This window comes from Propionimicrobium sp. PCR01-08-3, from assembly GCF_030286045.1.
GTDB lineage: Bacteria > Actinomycetota > Actinomycetes > Propionibacteriales > Propionibacteriaceae > Brooklawnia.
On sequence record NZ_CP127390.1, the window covers coordinates 425,817 to 445,021 of the forward strand.

Genomic DNA, 19,205 nt, shown 5'->3' on the forward strand with positions numbered 1-19,205 from the left:
CGATCGTCCGTCATCGGTGCTCGATTTGGCTCGTCAAGGCTTGCCGACTAACATGAATCGGGCCGAAGACCGCAGGTAGGTGTACTTCAAAGTCCGCAAGGACGCCGGCGCAGGTGGAACCAGCATTGAGCTGCCCGAACAATCAGGCAGTGTGAGTGCCCCGGAGACGCCCGCGTCCCGGGGGTTTTTTATGTCCCGGGTAGTGCATGATCTCGCGGACTTGGGTACTAGCCCGGACGAATCGGCGGCTCGACGCCGGCATCGGATGGGTGCGATGGCCAGCTGGATTTGCGACGACGACTCAACGGTCGCTCGGAGGAGTCAGAGGATGGCCAGCGCGCTCGATGGTGTCGCCCATCAGGTCGATAGGACGATGGATCCGGGTATCAACAAGAAGTGGGAAGGAGACCCAATGGCGAGGCCTGACAAGGCAGCCGCGGTCGCGCAGCTGGCAGACGAGTTCTCCAGCAGCAACGCCGTCGTGTTGACCGAGTATCGCGGACTCACCGTCAAGAACCTGAAGGACCTTCGCAGGTCCCTGGGGGAGGACGCCAGCTACGCCGTTGCGAAGAACACCCTGGCTCTGATTGCCGCCCGGCAGGCCGGCGTCGAAGGACTCGACGACGAACTGACCGGACCGACCGCACTCGCCTTCGTCAAGGGCGATGTGGCCACGGCAGCCAAGAAACTGCGTGATTTCGCAAAGGCCAATCCGCTTCTGGTCATCAAGAGCGGCGTTCTCGAGGGCAAGGTCCTCAACGCCGAACAGGTCAAGAAGCTGGCCGATCTCGAATCGCGTGAAGTCCTGCTGTCCAAGCTGGCTGGCGCGATGAAGGCTTCGCTGAGCACTGCGGTTGGCACCTTCGCCGCCCCGCTCACGCAGGCTGCACAGCTTTTCGGCGCTTTGGAAACCAAGCAAGCCGACCAGAAGCCCGACACCTCGGCAGCTGCCGAGACCACCACCGACGCGGCAGCCGCGGCTGCTGACAACCAGTAAGAAAGGACGCCAATCATGGCGAAGCTGAGCACCGAGGAGCTCCTTGACCAGTTCAAGGAGATGTCCCTCATCGAGTTGTCCGAGTTCGTGAAGGCTTTCGAAGACGCCTTCGATGTCAAGGCCGCCGCTCCGGTTGCCGTCGCCGCTGCCGCAGCTCCGGCTGCCGGCGAGGAGGCTCCGGCCGCCGAGGAGAAGACCGAGTTCGACGTCATCCTCGAGGCCGCCGGCGACAAGAAGATCGGCGTCATCAAGGCCGTTCGTTCGCTGACCAGCCTGGGCCTCAAGGAGGCCAAGGATCTCGTCGAGTCTGCCCCGAAGGCCGTTCTCGAGAACGCCAAGAAGGAAGACGCCGACAAGGCCAAGGAGGCCCTGGAGGCCGAGGGCGCCACCGTCACCCTCAAGTGACCAAGGCACCTTTGCCGGGTATCTGCTGATCGCAGAGAACTCATCAGCGAACAGGGGCGGACGCATTGCGTCCGCCCCTCTTCGCGTCCTCGCCGCCACTCGCTTGGCGGTAGGCGCGCCCGATGTAGTAAGCCGCGCCAGGTATATCGGGCGCGTGATCGGATTTCTGGCGCGGGAATGCGGGCGAATGCGATTCCCGATCACCAGGCCGAGGACCGCGCGATCGCGCAAACGCGGCTGAGCCAGCGGGTAAGCGGCAATCCGAGCGCACTATCTGCGCTCCGCAGTCATCCAGATGGCCCGTTGGCAACCCGCTTGCAGCAAGCTGGTGGCCAGCAAAATAGCCGGCTCACCGGCATCTCCGCTTGACTGATGGGCCTTGCTTGATGCACCCTTTTCGTGGAAGCGAGCCCAGGACCAGACGGGCGGGTCGGAGTTGACCCGTTGATTTGCATCCGGTATATAGCGCGAGCTATAGTTTTTTGTTGCACATATCGTTTGGTGACCCATGTATTTGACATGGGTCGTTCAGCATGCATAGAACCACCGTGAGTTCTGGAAGGACCACATCTTGGCCACCTCGCGCAATGCGTCGAAGAACACCAACGTCATCTCCACCAGCGGCCGTATCTCGTTTGCCAAGATCGCCGAGCCGCTGCAGGTGCCTAATCTACTCGACCTGCAGATTGATTCGTTCAACTGGCTGATCGGCAGTGAGGCCTGGCAGCAAAAGACGGAGCAGGCCCTGGAGCAGGGCAGGACTGACGTCAACACCAGGTCGGGCCTGGAGGAGATCTTCGACGAGATCAGCCCTATTGAGGACTTCAATCAGACGATGTCGCTGAGTTTCCGCGACCATCGTTTCGAGGAGCCCAAGCACTCGATCGACGAATGCAAGGATCGCGACACCACGTACGCGGCCCCGCTGTTCGTGACCGCCGAGTTCATGAACAATGAGACCGGCGAGATCAAGAGCCAGACCGTGTTCATCGGCGATTTCCCGTTGATGACCGACAAGGGCACGTTCATCGTCAGCGGCACCGAGCGCGTGGTGGTGAGCCAGCTCGTCCGCTCTCCCGGTGTGTACTTCGAGCAGACCCCCGACAAGACCTCCGACAAGGACATCTTCACCTGCAAGGTGATCCCGTCGCGTGGTGCCTGGCTGGAGTTCGAGATCGACAAGCGCGACCAGGTCGGCGTCCGGTTGGACCGTAAGCGCAAGCAGAACGTCACCGTGCTGCTGAAGGCGCTCGGCTGGAGCGAGGATCGCATCCTCGAGCAGTTCGGCCAGTACGAGTCGATCCGGATGACCCTCGAGAAGGATCACGTCACCACTCAGGACGAGGCCCTGCTCGACATCTACCGCAAGCTGCGCCCGGGCGAGCCGCCGGCCCGCGATGCGGCCGAGCAGTTGCTCACCAACTACTACTTCAACCCGAAGCGCTACGACCTGGCCAAGGTCGGACGTTACAAGATCAACCAGAAGCTGGGCCTGAACCTGCCGTTCGACACCCAGGTGCTGACGATCGACGACATCGTCGCTGCGATCGACTACATCTGCGCGCTGCATGAGGGCAAGACCGAGATCGAGCGTGAGGGCGGCCAGACCGTTCTGGTCGAGGCCGATGACATCGACCACTTCGGCAACCGCCGGCTGCGTACCGTGGGCGAGCTGATCCAAAACCAGCTGCGCACCGGTCTGGGACGCATGGAGCGGGTCGTCCGCGACCGGATGACCACCCAGGACATCGAGGCGATCACCCCGTCGACCCTGATCAACATTCGTCCGGTGACCGCGGCGCTGAAGGAGTTCTTCGGCACCTCGCAGCTGTCCCAGTTCATGGACCAGAACAACCCGCTGGCCGAGCTGACGCACAAGCGTCGTCTGTCGGCGCTGGGCCCCGGCGGCCTGAGCCGTGACCGGGCAGGCATGGAAGTCCGAGACGTGCACCCCTCGCACTACGGACGCATGTGCCCGATCGAGACCCCTGAAGGCCCGAACATCGGCCTGATCGGATCGCTGGCCTCGTTCGCCCGGGTGAACGCCTTCGGGTTCATCGAAACCCCGTACCGCAAGGTCGTCGACGGCCGCGTCACCGACGAGATCGACTATCTGACCGCGCACGAAGAAGACCGGTACAACATCGCGCAGGCCAATGCGGAGCTGGACGAGAACGGCCGCTTCGTCGAAGACCACGTCGTGGTGCGTGTGCGCCACGGCGATGCGGACGCCGTCCCCGCGAGCGAAGTCGGTTACATCGACGTCTCGCCGCGCCAAATGGTGTCGGTCGCCACCGCGCTGATCCCGTTCCTCGAGCACGACGATGCGTCGCGTGCCTTGATGGGCGCGAACATGCAGCGCCAAGCCGTGCCGCTGATCCGCAGCGAGGCTCCCTACGTCGGTACCGGCATGGAATACCGCGCCGCTGTCGACGTCGGCGATGTCACGCTGGCTCATCGTCCGGGTGTGGTCACCAGCGTTTCCGGAGACCTGATCGAGGTCGCCAACGACGATGGCTCCTACGAGACCTTCCGGCTGGAGAAGTTCCGCCGCTCGAACGCGGGCACCTGCGTCAACCAGCGTCCGATGGTGCATGCGGGCGACCGTGTCGAGGCCGGCACCCCGCTGGCCGACGGCCCCTGCACCGACAACGCCGAGTTGGCGCTCGGACGCAACCTGCTGGTCGCGTTCATGCCCTGGGAGGGCCTCAACTACGAGGACGCGATCATTCTCAGCCAGCGCATCGTGAGTGACGACGTGCTCACCTCGATCCACATCGAGGAGCACGAGGTCGATGCCCGCGACACCAAGCTCGGCCCCGAAGAGATCACCCGCGACATCCCGAACGTCTCCGACGACATGCTCGCCAACCTCGACGAGCGCGGCATCATCCGCATCGGAGCCGAGGTCACCACCGGCGACATCCTGGTCGGCAAGGTCACCCCGAAGGGCGAGACCGAGCTGACTCCCGAGGAGCGCCTGCTGCGCGCCATCTTCGGCGAGAAGGCCCGCGAGGTGCGCGACACCTCGATGAAGGTGCCGCACGGCGAAGACGGAACCGTCATCGGTGTGCGCGTCTTCGACCGCGAAGAGGACGATGAGCTGCCCCCGGGCGTGAACCAGATGGTGCGCGTCTACGTTGCCCAGAAGCGCAAGGTGCAGGTGGGCGACAAGCTCGCCGGCCGGCACGGCAACAAGGGTGTCATCTCGAAGATCCTGCCGCTGGAAGACATGCCGTTCCTGCCCGATGGCACTCCGGTCGACATCATCTTGAACCCGCTGGGTGTGCCGTCGCGAATGAACGTGGGTCAGGTGCTGGAAACTCACCTCGGCTGGATCGCCCACTCCGGTTGGGACATCACCGAGGTGGACGAGGACTGGGCCGAACGGCTGCGCGATGTCGGCCTGGGCCAGGTGTCCGGCGACCAGCGGCTGGCCACTCCGGTGTTCGACGGCGCAGGCGAGGACGAGATCGGTGGTCTGCTGACCAACGGTCTGCCTAACCGCGACGGTGTTCGGATGGTGAACGGTGACGGCAAGGCCACCTTGTTCGACGGACGCTCCGGCGAGCCTTTCCCGGAGAAGGTCGGTCTGGGTTACATGTACATGCTGAAGCTGCACCACCTGGTCGACGACAAGATCCACGCGCGCTCGACCGGTCCGTACTCGATGATCACCCAGCAGCCGCTGGGTGGTAAGGCACAGTTCGGTGGCCAGCGTTTCGGTGAGATGGAGGTGTGGGCTCTGGAGGCGTACGGCGCCGCCTGGGCGCTGCAAGAGATGCTCACCATCAAGTCCGATGACGTGCCCGGCCGCGTCAAGGTCTACGAGGCAATCGTCAAGGGGGAGAACATCCCCGAGCCCGGCATCCCCGAGTCGTTCAAGGTGCTCGTCAAGGAAATGAAGTCCTTGTGCCTGAACGTCGAGGTGCTGAGCAGCGACGGTGAGGTTGTCGATCTGCGCGACAGCGAGGACGACTATCGCACTCAGGAAGACTTGGGAATCGACCTGTCGAGGCGTCCGGGTGCTGACTCGTTCGCCATCGTGGACGAAGTCTGATCCGCCAACCCTCAAACGCTACGACCAACGACCCATATTCGGGAGACAAACAAGTGCTGGATGCCAATACCTATGACCAGCTGCGCATCGGGCTGGCGACTGCGGACGAGATCCGCGAGTGGAGCTACGGCGAGGTCAAGAAGCCGGAGACCATCAACTACCGGACGCTGAAGCCTGAGCGCGACGGACTGTTCTGCGAGAAGATCTTCGGGCCGACCCGCGACTGGGAATGCTACTGCGGCAAGTACAAGCGTGTCCGTTTCAAGGGCATCGTGTGTGAGCGCTGCGGCGTCGAGGTGACCCGCTCGAACGTGCGCCGTGAGCGCATGGGGCACATCGAACTGGCCGCCCCGGTCACCCATATCTGGTATTTCAAGGGTGTGCCGAGCCGGCTCGGCTACCTGCTGGACATTGCGCCGAAGGACCTCGAGAAGGTCATCTACTTCGCCGCGTACATGATCACCCGGGTGGACGAAGACGCCCGGCACCGCGACCTGCCGAGCCTGGAGGCCAAGGTCGGGGTGGAGCACACCCAGATCGAGAAGCGCCGCGATTCCGACATCGAGGCCCGCTCGATGAAGCTGGAAGAAGACCTCGCCGCGCTCGAATCCGAAGGTGCCGAGAAGGACACCCGCAAGAAGGTGCGCGACGCCGCCGAGAAAGAGATGAAGCATCTGCGTGACCGTGCGCAGCGCGAGCTCGATCGTCTCGATGCCGTCTGGACGCGCTTCAAGTCGCTCAAGGTGCAAGACCTCGAGGGCGACGAGGTGCTCTACCGTGAGATGAAGAACCGCTTCGGCCGTTACTTCGAGGGCTACATGGGAGCCGAGGCGATCCAGAAGCGTCTGGAGAGCTTCGACCTGGCCGCCGAGGCAGAGTCGCTGCGCGACGTCATCAAGACCGGCAAGGGGCAGCGCAAGACCCGCGCGCTCAAGCGCCTCAAGGTCGTCCGCGCCTTCCTCGACACCGGCAATTCGCCGCTCGGCATGGTGCTGAACGCCGTCCCGGTGATCCCGCCCGACCTGCGCCCGATGGTGCAGCTGGACGGCGGCCGGTTCGCGACCAGCGACCTGAATGACCTGTACCGCCGCGTGATCAACCGCAACAACCGTCTGAAGCGCCTCTTGGATCTCGGCGCGCCCGAGATCATCGTGAACAACGAGAAGCGGATGCTGCAGGAGGCCGTTGACTCGCTGTTCGACAACGGACGCCGCGGGCGTCCGGTCACCGGGCCGGGCAACCGTCCGCTGAAGTCGATCAGTGACATGCTGAAGGGCAAGCAGGGCCGGTTCCGCCAGAACCTGCTGGGCAAGCGCGTCGACTACTCCGGCCGTTCGGTCATCGTGGTCGGCCCGCAGCTGAAGATCCATCAGTGCGGCCTGCCGAAGAACATGGCCCTCGAACTGTTCAAGCCGTTCGTGATGAAGCGGCTCGCCGAGCAGAACTACGCCCAGAACATCAAGAGCGCCAAGCGGATGGTCGACCGTCAGCGCCCGCAGGTGTGGGACGTTCTCGAAGAGGTCATCGCCGAGCACCCGGTGCTGCTGAACCGTGCACCAACTCTGCACCGGTTGGGCATCCAGGCGTTCGAGCCGCAGCTCATCGAGGGCAAGGCCATTCAGCTGCACCCGCTGGTTTGTGCAGCATTCAACGCCGACTTCGACGGCGACCAGATGGCCGTCCATCTGCCGCTTTCCACCGAGGCTCAGGCCGAGGCCCGCATCCTGATGCTGTCGAGCAACAACATCTTGAAGCCGGCAGACGGCAAGCCCGTCGCGCTGCCCAGCCACGAGATGATCATCGGCATGTACTACCTGACCCAGAACCTCGACGGTCTGCCGGGTGAGGGACGGGTCTTCAGCTCGATCGACGAGGCCGTGATGGCCTACGACCTGCACGAGATCGACATTCGGTCGAAGATCAAGGTGCGCGTCCACGACATCACCCCGCCCGCCAGGCTGGCCGACCAGGTGCACGCCGACGGCTCGCTGCTGATGGACACCACCTTGGGCAAGATCATCTTCAACCAGACGATGCCCGACAGCTACCCGTTCGTTGAGTCCCACGTCGGTAAGAAGCAGCTGGGTGCGATCGTCAACGACCTGGCCGAGCATTACCCGAAGACCGTGGTCACCGAGGTGCTCGACAACCTGAAGGACATGGGCTTCAAGTGGGGCACCCGCTCGGGTGTCACGGTGTCGATCGGCGATGTGCAGACGCCGCCGAACAAGCCGGAGATCATGGCCGGATACGACGCCAAGGCCGCGAAGATCGACAAGCTCTACGAGCGTGGTGCGGTCACCGAGGAGGAGCGCCGTGAGGAGCTCATCCGCATTTGGACCGATGCGACCGCCGAGTTGACCAATGCGATGGAGGCCAACTTTACGCAGACCAACCCGATCTACATGATGGTGAACTCGGGGGCACGAGGCAATATGACGCAGATGCGTCAGATCGCAGCAATGCGTGGCCTGGTGGCCAACCCGAAGGGCGAGATCATCGCGCGTCCGATTAAGTCGAACTTCCGCGAGGGCCTGACCGTGTTGGAGTACTTCATCTCCACTCACGGTGGCCGTAAGGGACAGGCCGACACCGCACTGCGTACCGCAGACTCCGGTTACCTGACCCGCCGGTTGGTCGACGTCTCACAGGACGTCATCATCCGCGAGGAGGATTGCGGTACCGAGCGTGGCCTGACCAAGACCATCGCGACCGCGGACGAGGCCGGCGCGCTGCGTCCGGTCAAGGCGCTCGACACCAGCGTCTACGGACGTAGCCTCGCGGTGGACGCCGTCAGCGAATCCGGTGAGGTCGTGGTGCCTGCGGGTACCGACCTCGGCGAGGTCGAGATCTCCGCGATGATCGCCGCCGGTATCGACACCTGCAAGGTGCGTTCGGTGCTCACCTGTGATGCTGCTTCCGGCACCTGCGCGATGTGCTACGGACGCTCGCTGGCCGGCGGCAAGCTGGTCGATGTCGGCGAGGCGGTCGGTATTCAGGCCGCGCAGTCGATCGGTGAGCCCGGCACCCAGCTGACGATGCGTACCTTCCACACCGGTGGTGTGGCGGGCGACGACATCACGTTGGGTCTGCCCCGCGTGGTCGAGCTTTTCGAGGCTCGTACCCCGAAGGGCAAGGCGCCGATCGCCGAGGCCGATGGCCGCGTCAAGATCGAGGACGGGGACCGTGGCCGCAAGCTGGTCATCGTCCGCGACGACGGCCAGGCCGATGTCGAGTACGTGGTGCCGCGTCGTGCCCGGTTGGAGTTCGACGACCATAACGGTGTGCACAAGGTGGTTTCCGACGGAGACCATGTCAACATCGGCGATCAGCTGACTGCCGGCACGATCGATCCGCAAGACGTGCTGCGCGTCCAGGGCGTGCGCAAGGTGCAGGAGCACCTAGTGGCCGAGGTGCAGAAGGTCTATGCGACTCAGGGTGCCCCGATCCACGACAAGCACATCGAGATCATCATCCGCCAGATGCTGCGCCGGGTGACGGTCATCGACTCGGGCGACACCGACATGATGCCCGGCGACCTGTTCGACCGTCAGACCTACGAGCAGGCCAACCGCAAGGCGCTCACCGAGGGTGGACGCCCGGCCGAGGGGCGTCCGGTGTTGATGGGCATCACCAAGGCCTCGCTGGCAACCGATTCGTGGCTGTCGGCGGCGTCCTTCCAGGAGACCACCAAGGTGCTCACCGATGCTGCGATCAACGGCAAGTCCGATCACCTGATCGGTCTGAAGGAGAACGTCATCCTCGGCAAGCTGATCCCGGCCGGCACCGGTCTGGAGCGTTACCGCAACATCCGGGTCGAGCCGACCGCGGATGCCAGGGCGAACGCGTACACGCTCAGCTACGACGCCTTCGACTACGACTTCGGGTCGGGCACCGGAGCTGCGGTGCCGCTGGACGACATGGATTACCGCGATCTGCGGTGATTTCTTGAAGCCGGCTTGAGTGTCCGATTGAGGCACTGATCGGTTGAAACGTGGAAGGGGCGTTCGAGGGCAAACCTCGGGCGCCCCTTACCCGTGTTCGCGTGTTTGGTGGCCGGTCCGCGCGATGGCGTGGCAGCGATCCACCTGCGGTTCGCCTCCGACGCCAGGCCCGCCGTCAGGCGTAGTTGCGGGCGTCCGACGTAGTGCCCAGGGAGTATCCGGCAGTTCCCGGCAACCGGGTTGCCGTGCTAGCAGCACCCGTGGTGTACTTCACGGGTGCACCCGGACGCTCTGGCCGACGATGGCCGTATGCCCTGGTTGAGTTGATTTGTGTCGATGTGAAAGAGGTCCGATGAGAACATCACAGAAGGTAGCCGCAGGACTCGGTGCCCTCGCATTGGCCGGATCGTTGAGCTTCGGGACAGTGAGTTTCGCCCGTGCCGCAATCGAGCCGATGCTCACGATCGCGTCTGTTGAAGTTGACGAGGATGACGTTCCTGTTCTGACCGATGCCCCCTGGATCGATGCGACGGTTTCCGGCTGCTCCGAAGCAGATGGGGTAGTGAGCATCTATGCACAGCTAAGCTCCAGCGATCTTGATGGCCATGTCGTCTGGGAGGACACCTATGATGCGCCGGAAAGTGGAGATTTGCAGATTCAGTCGGTGACCCCGCTACCGGGCATCTTCTATGACTTTGATATCTCCTGTATGGAGGCGGCAGATGATGATCCCGCTGACGGCCACCCGGACTCGGCCCTGTTCAGGTCCGGCACGGGATACCTTGATCTGACGGGACCGGAGGCCGGCGGCTCGTGGGCGACCGACGACGAGGTCGCAATCTCCAGCCGGGCCTTCCCGGACAGCGGTGCGTACTTCCCGGAGGAGGAGCACGCTTTCACTCCTGGTAGCGAGGTCGTCGTAAGCGTGAGCGATCCCGATGGCACCGTGACCGAGATCGGCACTTTCACTGCGGACGAGAACGGTGATCTTTCGGAAAGCTCGGTACTTCCCTACACAGTGGAAGGCATCTACACCGTTACCGCCACCGGGACCAGGGTTTCCGATGATCAAACGTCGGACATCGTGCTGCTCAATCAGTATCAGCAGGTCGCTTCCGAGGAACCAGCAGAGCCGAGTGATCCCGAGACTCCGGCCGAACCGTCCGATCCTGAAACTCCGACAAATCCTGAGCGTCCGACCGAACTGCCGAAGACGGGCAGCGAGGAACTCGGAATGACCTCGGCCGCAGCGGTGATCAGCATCGCGATGGGCGCGGTAGCGGTCGTGCTGAAATCTCGCAAGCACGACTGACCGGTGCGCACTCGGGGAAGTTTCGCTAGTCACAGGTGAATCGACGAAGGCAGTCGACATTGGCATCTGCATTTCGGGATGAATTATGAGAATAACCTGTGAATGTGTTGTAATGCGCCTAGGAACGGTGGTCGCCGGAACTTTGGGTGCTCGTGACCATCTGACCCCGACCAATCAGATGATTACAGGGAGAAACCCCATGACTTTCTCGAGAAAAGCGATCGCCGCTCTCGGCGCGGTCGCGCTGGCCGGCGGCCTCAGCTTGTCGGCGACTTCAATCGCGTTTGCCGAAGAGGCAGGTGCTGAGGGCAGCGCGGATTACAACGCTTCGTCGCAGGGAACTCCGGCGCCACGTGGCGTTGAACCCCAGGCCGACGAGTCGGAGGGGGACACCCAGGCTGCTCCCGACGCCGTCGTCGTGCTGACCGATGGCAGTGGGCCCGTTGTGACGGCAACCTTGTCCGGCTGCTCGGTCGAAGATGAGGTCAGCACCATCGAAGCGGTTCTGTACGACAACGACCTTGGCATGGAATTCGGTGGTGAGATCTACGACGCTCCGGCCAGCGGCGATATCGCCATCTCGGTCGTTGCCCCGTTGCCTAACAATTACTACCTGGATGCCTATTGTTTCGGGCCCGATGATGCCTCGTCCGATGACGATGACAAGATCCTGATGGATGAGCCCTTCCAGGTGCAGCGTGCGCTGCTGAATCTGACAGGCGATCAAGCAGATGGCACCTGGCAGGTCGGCGATCCTACGACTATTAACAGCGTCGCCGTCGAGACCGAAGAGCCGACTGCCTTCGCGCATGCCTTCGACCCGAGCAGCACTGTGACCATCACGGTTACCGATCCCGCCGGTAACTCTTATGATGTGGCCGAGTTCAACGAGCATGCACCTTATGTTGCCGACGAAAATGGCGATCTGAGCCTGCTGGCCTTCTTGCCCTTTACCGTTGACGGCACCTACGAGATCACCGCTACCGGCGCTCGTGAGGGCCAGCCCGTGGTGCTGTTCAACACCTACACCCAGGTTGTGCCGGAGGAGCCGGCTCCTGAGCCGAGCGAGCCTGCGCCCAGCGACCCGGCACCCGAGAAGCCTGCTGAGTTGCCGAAGACCGGCGGCGAGGGTGTCGATCCTGCTCCGATCGCTTTGCTGGTCGGGGTGGCCGCGGCTGCCGGTGCTGCAGCTTTGCGTTCGCGTAAGCACTGACCAGTCGGGTAACTGACTGAATTCAAGCGGTCGTCCGTTCGTCCATTCAAGATGAACGGACGACCGCTTTGTGTCAGGGCTAACGCGGATCTGGACAGCAGCGAGCGGCCGATGAATCGAAGCGGGAATAGCTCACGAAGCCATGGTGTTGCCTAGAAGGCAAGCAAGATTTTGACCGGTCCTTGACCGCCTAGTAGACTGCACAGTTGTGTCCGGTCTGTCCGGCACCATGTGCGTACCCTGGCGGTTGAGCTGGGCACCTAAACGTTGCGAGGAGCCTAGGACAAGTGCGGAGTTCGCACGGCGGCTCCCACGCGTCCAAGGAATATCGGTGGTTTCTTGTGCGTAGTGACGTGCCGCAGCCAGGGAAGTAGACAACGAGCGGTGTGCGCCGCCTCAACCAAGGCGCGCGCCACATGACGGAAAGAGATACCAGCAGGTGCCCACCATCCAGCAGCTGGTCCGCAAGGGCCGCACTGACAAGGTCAGCAAGAACAAGACGCCCGCGCTCAAGGGTTCGCCCCAGCGCCGCGGCGTGTGCACGCGTGTTTACACCACTACCCCCAAGAAGCCGAACTCCGCGCTGCGCAAGGTCGCTCGTGTCCGTCTCAGCTCGGGCATCGAGGTTACCGCCTACATCCCGGGTGTCGGCCATAACCTGCAGGAGCACTCGATGGTGCTCGTGCGTGGTGGTCGTGTGAAGGATTTGCCGGGTGTGCGCTACAAGGTCGTCCGCGGTGCTCTTGACACCCAGGGTGTCAAGAACCGCAAGCAGGCCCGCAGCCGCTACGGCGCGAAGAAGGAGAAGTAATGCCTCGTAAGGGTCCGGCGCCCAAGCGCCCCGTGATCATCGACCCGGTCTACGGCTCTCCGCTGGTTTCCCAGCTGGTCAGCAAGATCCTGCTCGATGGCAAGAAGACCGTTGCACAAAGCATCGTCTACACCGCTCTCGAGGGAACTCGTGAGAAGACCGGTGTCGATCCCGTGCAGACGCTCAAGAAGGCACTCGACAACGTGCGCCCTGCCGTTGAGGTGCGCAGCCGCCGTGTCGGTGGCGCCACCTACCAGGTGCCGGTCGAGGTCAAGCCTGCTCGCTCCAACACGCTGGCCATGCGCTGGCTGGTCGGCTATGCCCGCGATCGTCGCGAGAAGAGCATGTCCGAGCGGCTGATGAACGAGATCCTGGACGCGTCGAATGGTCTGGGTGCCACGGTCAAGAAGCGTGAAGATACTCACAAGATGGCAGAGGCCAATCGCGCCTTCGCTCACTACCGTTGGTGATCTGCTGAGGGTCGCCCTCTGGTAGGGGGCGACCTTTCGCATGTCCGGTCCGGGTTCGCTTGGGCCAACCGACGATGTCGAACGACAACCATCACACTTATAGCCACAAAAACGACAAGAAATAGGGGATTTCGTGGCCCTCGACCTGCAAACCGACCTACACAAGGTACGCAATATCGGCATCATGGCTCACATCGATGCCGGCAAGACGACCACTACTGAGCGGATCCTGTTCTACACCGGCATCACCCACAAGATCGGTGAGGTGCACGACGGCGCTGCCACCATGGACTGGATGGAGCAGGAACAGGAACGCGGCATCACCATCACTTCGGCAGCCACTACCTGCTTCTGGAAGGGCTACCAGATCAACATCATCGACACCCCAGGCCACGTCGACTTCACCGTCGAGGTGGAGCGCTCGCTGCGCGTCCTGGACGGTGCGGTCGCCGTCTTCGACGGCGTCGCCGGTGTCGAACCGCAGTCCATGACCGTGTGGCGCCAGGCGTCCAAGTATGGCGTCCCGCGCATCTGCTACATCAACAAGCTGGACCGTACCGGTGCCTCCTTCGACTACTGTGTGCAAACCATCAAGGATCGGCTGCATGTCGATCCGGTTCGCCTGCAGTTGCCGATCGGTGCCGAGCACGATTTCCTCGGTGTCATCGACCTGGTCGAGATGAATGCCAAGACCTGGCGTGGCGAGACCCAGATGGGCGAGGACTACGTCGTCGAGGAGATCCCGGCCGAACTCAAGGACGCCGCTGATGCGGCGCGGGCCGAGATGATCGAGGCCATCGCCGAACACGACGATGAGCTGATGGAGACCTACCTGGAGGGCGAAGAGCCCACCGTGGAGCAGATCAAGCGCGCCGTCCGCACCGGTGTGCTGAACAATGCCTTCACCGCGGTGGTCTGCGGCACCTCGTTCAAGAACAAGGGTGTGCAGCCGCTGTTGGACGCGGTCATCGACTACCTGCCGGCTCCGGTTGACGTCCCGGCCATCCAGGGCTTCAAGCCCGGTGATGAGTCTGTGGTGATCGAGAGGCATGCCGACAAGACCGAGCCGCTCGCGGCACTGGCCTTCAAGATCGCCGCCGACCCGCACCTGGGCAGGCTGACCTTCGTGCGCGTCTACTCCGGCGTCCTGCAGTCAGGCAGCCAGGTGCTGAACGCGGAAACCGGCAAGAAGGAGCGCATCGGCAAGATCTACCAGATGCACGCCAACAAGCGCCAGGAGGTCGACTTCATGCCCGCCGGCAATATCTGCGCGGTCATGGGGCTGAAGAACACCGGCACCGGTGACACCCTGTGCGATCCGTCGAACCCGGTCATGCTGGAGTCGATGGACTTTCCGAACCCGGTCATCGAACAGGCCATCGAGCCGAAGTCGAAGGCCGACCAGGAGAAGCTGTCGATCGCCATTCAGCGCCTGGTGGAAGAGGACCCCACCTTCCAGGTGCATACCGACGAGGACACCGGCCAGACCATCATCGCAGGCATGGGCGAGTTGCACCTTGAAGTCTTCATCGACCGCATGAAGCGCGAGTTCCACGTCGAGGCGAATATCGGTCGGCCGCAGGTCGCCTACCGCGAGACCTTGCGCCGCCCGGTGCAGCACGTCGAATACACGCACAAGAAGCAGTCGGGTGGTTCGGGCCAATACGCAAAGGTCATCATCGACCTGGAGCCGACCGAAGCGGGCTCGGGCTACGAGTTCGTCAACGCCGTCACCGGTGGACGTATCCCCAAGGAATACATCCCCGCCGTGGACGCAGGCGTCAAGGAAGCCATGCAGTTCGGTGTGCTGGCCGGCTACCCGGTCGAGGACATCAAGGTGACCTTGACCGATGGCGCCTACCACGACGTCGACTCCTCCGAACTGGCGTTCAAGATCGCCGGCGCGATGGTCTTCAAGGAGGCCGCCCGCAAGGCGAGCCCCGCCCTGCTGGAGCCGCTGATGGCCGTCGAGGTGACCACTCCGGACAACTACCTCGGCACCGTCATCGGCGACCTGAACGGACGCCGTGGCCAAGTGCAGTCGATGAACGAGGAACACGGCAACCAGGTCGTGAAGGCTCTGGTGCCGCTGTCGGAGATGTTCGGTTACGTCGGTGACCTGCGTTCGAAGACCTCGGGCCAGGCGACCTACACCATGGAGTTCCACTCCTACGGTGAGGTGCCCAAGAGCCTTTCCGACGAGATCGTCGCCAAGGCACGCGGCGAGATCTGATCGTCCCAGATAGAACCACTGCTAGCGGGCATATTAAGATGTCTGCTAGCAGCAGGTCGCCCGGGTATCCAAACTGGCTCGCGGTCAGTTCGCTTTCAGCGCTGCCCAACCGGTTTGACTCTTGGACCGCGGGCGACGAGAATTACTAAGGTTCGTGGGTGAACGCCCGCGGCCCTGAAGCTAAAGCAAATCAGGACAATGGAGCTGCGGGGTCCTCCCACAGCCACGAAACAGGTGTGCCACGCAACCAGCGTGGCGACTAACCAGAAGGAGCCCAAGTGGCAAAGGCCAAGTTCGAGCGGACCAAGCCGCACTGTAACATCGGCACCATCGGCCACGTCGACCACGGCAAGACCACGCTGACGGCGGCGATCACCAAGGTGCTGCACGAGAAGTACCCCGAGTTGAATGCGGAGTCCGCTTTCGACCAGATCGACAAGGCGCCGGAAGAGCGCCAGCGCGGTATCACCATCTCCATCGCGCACGTCGAGTACCAGACGGAGAAGCGTCACTACGCGCACGTTGACTGCCCCGGTCACGCTGACTACGTCAAGAACATGATCACCGGTGCTGCCCAGATGGACGGCGCAATCCTGGTTGTCGCCGCGACTGATGGCCCGATGGCTCAGACCCGTGAGCACATCCTGCTGGCCCGCCAGGTCGGCGTGCCCGCCATCGTCGTTGCCCTGAACAAGTGCGACATGGTGGACGACGAGGAGCTCATCGAGCTCGTCGAGATGGAGGTCCGCGAGGCGCTGTCCGAGCAGGACTTCGATGGCGACAACTGCCCGGTCGTCCGGGTGGCCGCGTTCCCGGCCATGAACGGCGACCCGAAGTGGACCCCGTCGATCCTCGAGCTCATGGACGCCGTGGATGAGTACATCCCGCAGCCGGCCCGTGAGCTGGACAAGCCCTTCCTGATGCCCGTCGAGGATGTCTTCACCATCACCGGCCGCGGCACCGTGGTGACCGGCCGTATCGAGCGCGGTCACATCAAGACCGGCTCGACCGTCGAGCTCGTCGGCTTGGCCCCGACCCAGACCACCACCGTCACCGGTGTCGAGATGTTCCGCAAGATCTTGGACGAGGGCGAGGCGGGCGACAACGTCGGTCTGCTGCTCCGCGGCACCAAGAAGGAAGACGTGGAGCGCGGCATGGTCGTCGTGGAGCCGGGTTCGACCACTCCGCACACCGAGTTCCAGGGCAACGTCTACGTGCTGACCAAGGAGGAGGGTGGCCGTCACAAGCCGTTCTTCTCGAACTACAGCCCGCAGTTCTACTTCCGCACCACCGATGTCACCGGCACCGTTTCGCTGCCGGAGGGCACCGAGATGGTGATGCCCGGCGACAACACTGACATGAACGTCGTGCTGCAGAAGCCGATCGCCATGGAGCAGGGCCTCAAGTTCGCCATCCGCGAGGGTGGTCACACTGTGGGCGCCGGTCGCGTGACCAACATCGTTAAGTGATCTGAAGTAGGCATTGGCGCATAGCTGCCAACTGGTTGTGGTCCGTTCCCGAAAGGGAGCGGGCCACAATTGTGTTTAGGAGGAGTCGGGTTGAGCCAGAAACCTGCCGGTTCGCTCAGCTGTTTTTCAGATTCATAGCCGACTGTTTGCGCGACGCGCGGGTGAGGTTCTGGACCTTTTGGTAGCAACTGCTTTACGTTCTGTTGAGCGGTGTCTGATTGCGACCCGTGTATACAACAGAAAGCAGGACAACGTGATTCGGGATCTTCCCCGTTACTCGAATTCGGCTGTCCGATCCACTCGGCGCACCTGGCGATGCATCGTCCAGGCAATTGTTGGCGCCGGCGTCGCTGTGGCGCTGTCGATCGGACCGGCGACGGCGAACGTTCATGCCGATGAGCTGGACGACCAGTACGAGCAGGTGCAAGCGCAGGTCGATGCCCAGGCGGCCGAAGTTGGCGGGCATCAAAGCGAGTGGGACGCAGCAAATGGCGTGCTGCAACAGTCGCAGTCAGAGCTGGCCGATGCCCAGGCGGTGTTGGCGAGCGCGCAGTCCGCGGAGGCGTCCGCCCAGCAGAAGTCGACGGAAGCGGCACAGGCGCTGCAGACCGCGACCGAGAATCTCACGGCGGCGCAGTCCGATGTGGATGATGCTCAGGTGGCGGTCGACGAGCAGCAGAAGAAGGTCGGACTCGCTGTCCAACAGGAAACCCAGCAGAATAAGTCGCTGACGGCGGTTGGGCTGCTGTTCAGCAATATGAGCACCAGCGATCTGAACAATCAGCTGCAGTGGACGAACAACGCGATGAACTCGATCCAGAACGAACTGGACGTGCTCAACGCAGCGTTGGATGATCTGGAGGTCAAGCGCGATGCGATGGCCTCAGCCCAGCAGGACGCGCAGCTGGCCAGGGACACCGCGGTGGCCCAATTCGAGGAGGCCCAGCAGACGTCGCTGACGGCCTTGGACGCGGCAAATCAGGTCGCGGAGAAGGTGGCCGCCAGCCAGTCCGCATTGGATGCGGTGCAGCAGATCTTGGACCAGGCGCTGGCCCAGGACTCCGAGCTTCGCCAGCGGGCCTCCGACCTGGCCGGGCAGATTCAGGCCAGGGACGACGCGGCGGCAGCAGCTGCTGCGGCGGCGGCAGGAGCGTCGGCGGCGGGTTGGGTGGCCGCCCAGTCGTCTTGGGTAACGGCGAACATCGCGCCCGGCCAGATCCAGCCCTTTAGTGTCGAGCAGGCGGTGGCGCAGGCCGAGGCCATGAACGGCAACATGAATTACGGGGACATGTGCCTGGCGCTGGTGGCGGCCTTCTACGGCTATTCGAGTTCGGGCGTCAACAGCGCCACCGATGCCGCCAACATCGTGGCCAACGCGGGCCAAATGCAGTACGACACATCGGCCATCCCGGTGGGGGCGCTGGTGTTCTACGACGGAACTCCGGCCGGAAACCCGTTCGGCCATATCGCGATGTATGCCGGCAACGGGATGATCTACTCCAATGGCGCCGCCAACGGCGGGGTCGGAATGATCTCGCTCGACACCCCGTCGTCCGGCTGGGGAGAGCCGCTGATCGGCTGGTCGAGCGTCTGGTTGCCCTACGCGACGGCGTGATTCCGCTTGCCAACGGATGCTTGCACGGTCGAGTCTTCATTGGAGTGCAGCCGCCAGCTCGAGGCGGAGTATCGCGTGCTCTGTTCGAGCGATCTCTACGTCGCGGGCATCCGTAGACTTGCGGTATGTCCGAGCGTGATGAACCATGGAATGACCCGGATGGGCCGACGCTCGAACCGGACGCAGTTCTGGACCCGGTACCCGGCGTCTCGCAGACCAGCAGGACGCTGACTCTCATCCTCGACGATCTGCTCCGGGTGCCCGGCACCGAGATCGGCATCGGCCTGGACGGTTTGGTGGGGCTCATCCCCGGCATCGGGGACGCCAGCACGACGGTGGTTGCCACCGCGATCCTGGCTGACGCCGTGCGCAACAGGGTGCCGATACCGGTGCTTGCCCGGATGGGATTCAATCTGGGGGTGGACGCGCTGCTGGGCCTGGTGCCCGGAGTGGGTGATCTGCTCGACATCGCGCACCGCGCGAACCGGAAGAACCTCCGCCTGCTGGAGGCCGCCGTGAACGATCGGCAGCGCACCAAGCAGCGTTCCACGGTCTACCTGATATGCGCGATCGGGCTGGTCGCGAGCACGCTGATTGTTCTGCTCGCGGCCCTGATCTGGGGGATATGGCTGCTGTGGCGGCTGATCACGGGCTGATCGCCATACATCAGATAATC

Annotated in this window: 12 protein-coding genes; all 12 read left to right on the forward strand. The window is 63.1% G+C overall.

Annotated elements, in window-relative coordinates:
• Positions 1-412: 412 nt before the first annotated feature.
• The 12 genes from rplJ to QQ658_RS02095 all read left to right on the forward strand — a co-directional run bounded on the left by rplJ (position 413) and on the right by QQ658_RS02095 (position 19,185).
• A complete protein-coding gene (gene rplJ, locus QQ658_RS02040) occupies positions 413-997 on the forward strand; it encodes a 50S ribosomal protein L10 (RefSeq protein ID WP_286027013.1) in 585 nt (194 codons plus the stop codon).
• A 15-nt stretch (positions 998-1,012) separates the two neighbouring features.
• Complete coding sequence (gene rplL, locus QQ658_RS02045; RefSeq protein ID WP_286026021.1) at positions 1,013-1,402, forward strand: 50S ribosomal protein L7/L12; 390 nt, start codon at positions 1,013-1,015, stop codon at positions 1,400-1,402.
• Between the two features lie 571 nt (positions 1,403-1,973).
• Positions 1,974-5,462, forward strand: coding sequence for a DNA-directed RNA polymerase subunit beta (gene rpoB, locus QQ658_RS02050; RefSeq protein WP_286026022.1), 3,489 nt, complete (start codon positions 1,974-1,976; stop codon positions 5,460-5,462).
• A gap of 53 nt (positions 5,463-5,515) precedes the next feature.
• Positions 5,516-9,406 (forward strand): DNA-directed RNA polymerase subunit beta', encoded by a 3,891-nt coding sequence (locus QQ658_RS02055; protein ID WP_286026023.1) that lies wholly within the window; start codon positions 5,516-5,518, stop codon positions 9,404-9,406.
• Positions 9,407-9,758: 352 nt separating this feature from the next.
• The gene (locus QQ658_RS02060; RefSeq protein WP_286026024.1) at positions 9,759-10,718 is read left to right on the forward strand and encodes an LPXTG cell wall anchor domain-containing protein; all 960 of its coding nucleotides are present in this window, start codon (positions 9,759-9,761) and stop codon (positions 10,716-10,718) included.
• Positions 10,719-10,917: 199 nt separating this feature from the next.
• Complete coding sequence (locus QQ658_RS02065) at positions 10,918-11,931, forward strand: hypothetical protein (protein WP_286026025.1); 1,014 nt, start codon at positions 10,918-10,920, stop codon at positions 11,929-11,931.
• Between the two features lie 439 nt (positions 11,932-12,370).
• On the forward strand, positions 12,371-12,742 hold the full coding sequence (gene rpsL / locus QQ658_RS02070; protein WP_286026026.1) for a 30S ribosomal protein S12: 372 nt from the start codon (positions 12,371-12,373) through the stop codon (positions 12,740-12,742).
• Positions 12,742-13,212, forward strand: a complete 471-nt coding sequence (rpsG, locus tag QQ658_RS02075; protein ID WP_286026027.1) for a 30S ribosomal protein S7 — start codon at positions 12,742-12,744, stop codon at positions 13,210-13,212. Before rpsL ends, rpsG begins: the two co-directional genes overlap by 1 nt.
• Positions 13,213-13,396: 184 nt before the next feature.
• A complete protein-coding gene (fusA, locus tag QQ658_RS02080; protein ID WP_502928975.1) occupies positions 13,397-15,445 on the forward strand; it encodes an elongation factor G in 2,049 nt (682 codons plus the stop codon).
• 278 nt (positions 15,446-15,723) lie between these two features.
• Entirely contained in the window at positions 15,724-16,914 is a 1,191-nt protein-coding gene (gene tuf / locus QQ658_RS02085; RefSeq protein ID WP_286026029.1) for an elongation factor Tu, read from the forward strand.
• A 253-nt stretch (positions 16,915-17,167) separates the two neighbouring features.
• Positions 17,168-18,529 carry a coiled-coil domain-containing protein gene (locus QQ658_RS02090; RefSeq protein ID WP_286026030.1) on the forward strand — a complete coding sequence of 454 codons (1,362 nt, stop codon included), beginning with the start codon at positions 17,168-17,170 and terminating at the stop codon, positions 18,527-18,529.
• A gap of 125 nt (positions 18,530-18,654) precedes the next feature.
• Positions 18,655-19,185: a DUF4112 domain-containing protein gene (locus QQ658_RS02095; protein WP_286026031.1), complete on the forward strand. Its 531-nt coding sequence runs from the start codon at positions 18,655-18,657 to the stop codon at positions 19,183-19,185.
• Positions 19,186-19,205: the final 20 nt, after the last annotated feature.

What these genes read in the sequence shown, in the direction of transcription:
- rpsG (WP_286026027.1), top strand. Translation starts at nt 12,742, where the DNA reads ATGCCTCGTAAGGGTCCGGCGCCCAAGCGCCCCGTGATCATCGACCCG.
- rplJ (WP_286027013.1), top strand. Translation starts at nt 413, where the DNA reads ATGGCGAGGCCTGACAAGGCAGCCGCGGTCGCGCAGCTGGCAGACGAG.
- QQ658_RS02065 (WP_286026025.1), top strand. Translation starts at nt 10,918, where the DNA reads ATGACTTTCTCGAGAAAAGCGATCGCCGCTCTCGGCGCGGTCGCGCTG.
- QQ658_RS02095 (WP_286026031.1), top strand. Translation starts at nt 18,655, where the DNA reads ATGTCCGAGCGTGATGAACCATGGAATGACCCGGATGGGCCGACGCTC.
- fusA (WP_502928975.1), top strand. Translation starts at nt 13,397, where the DNA reads ATGGCTCACATCGATGCCGGCAAGACGACCACTACTGAGCGGATCCTG.
- QQ658_RS02060 (WP_286026024.1), top strand. Translation starts at nt 9,759, where the DNA reads ATGAGAACATCACAGAAGGTAGCCGCAGGACTCGGTGCCCTCGCATTG.
- rplL (WP_286026021.1), top strand. Translation starts at nt 1,013, where the DNA reads ATGGCGAAGCTGAGCACCGAGGAGCTCCTTGACCAGTTCAAGGAGATG.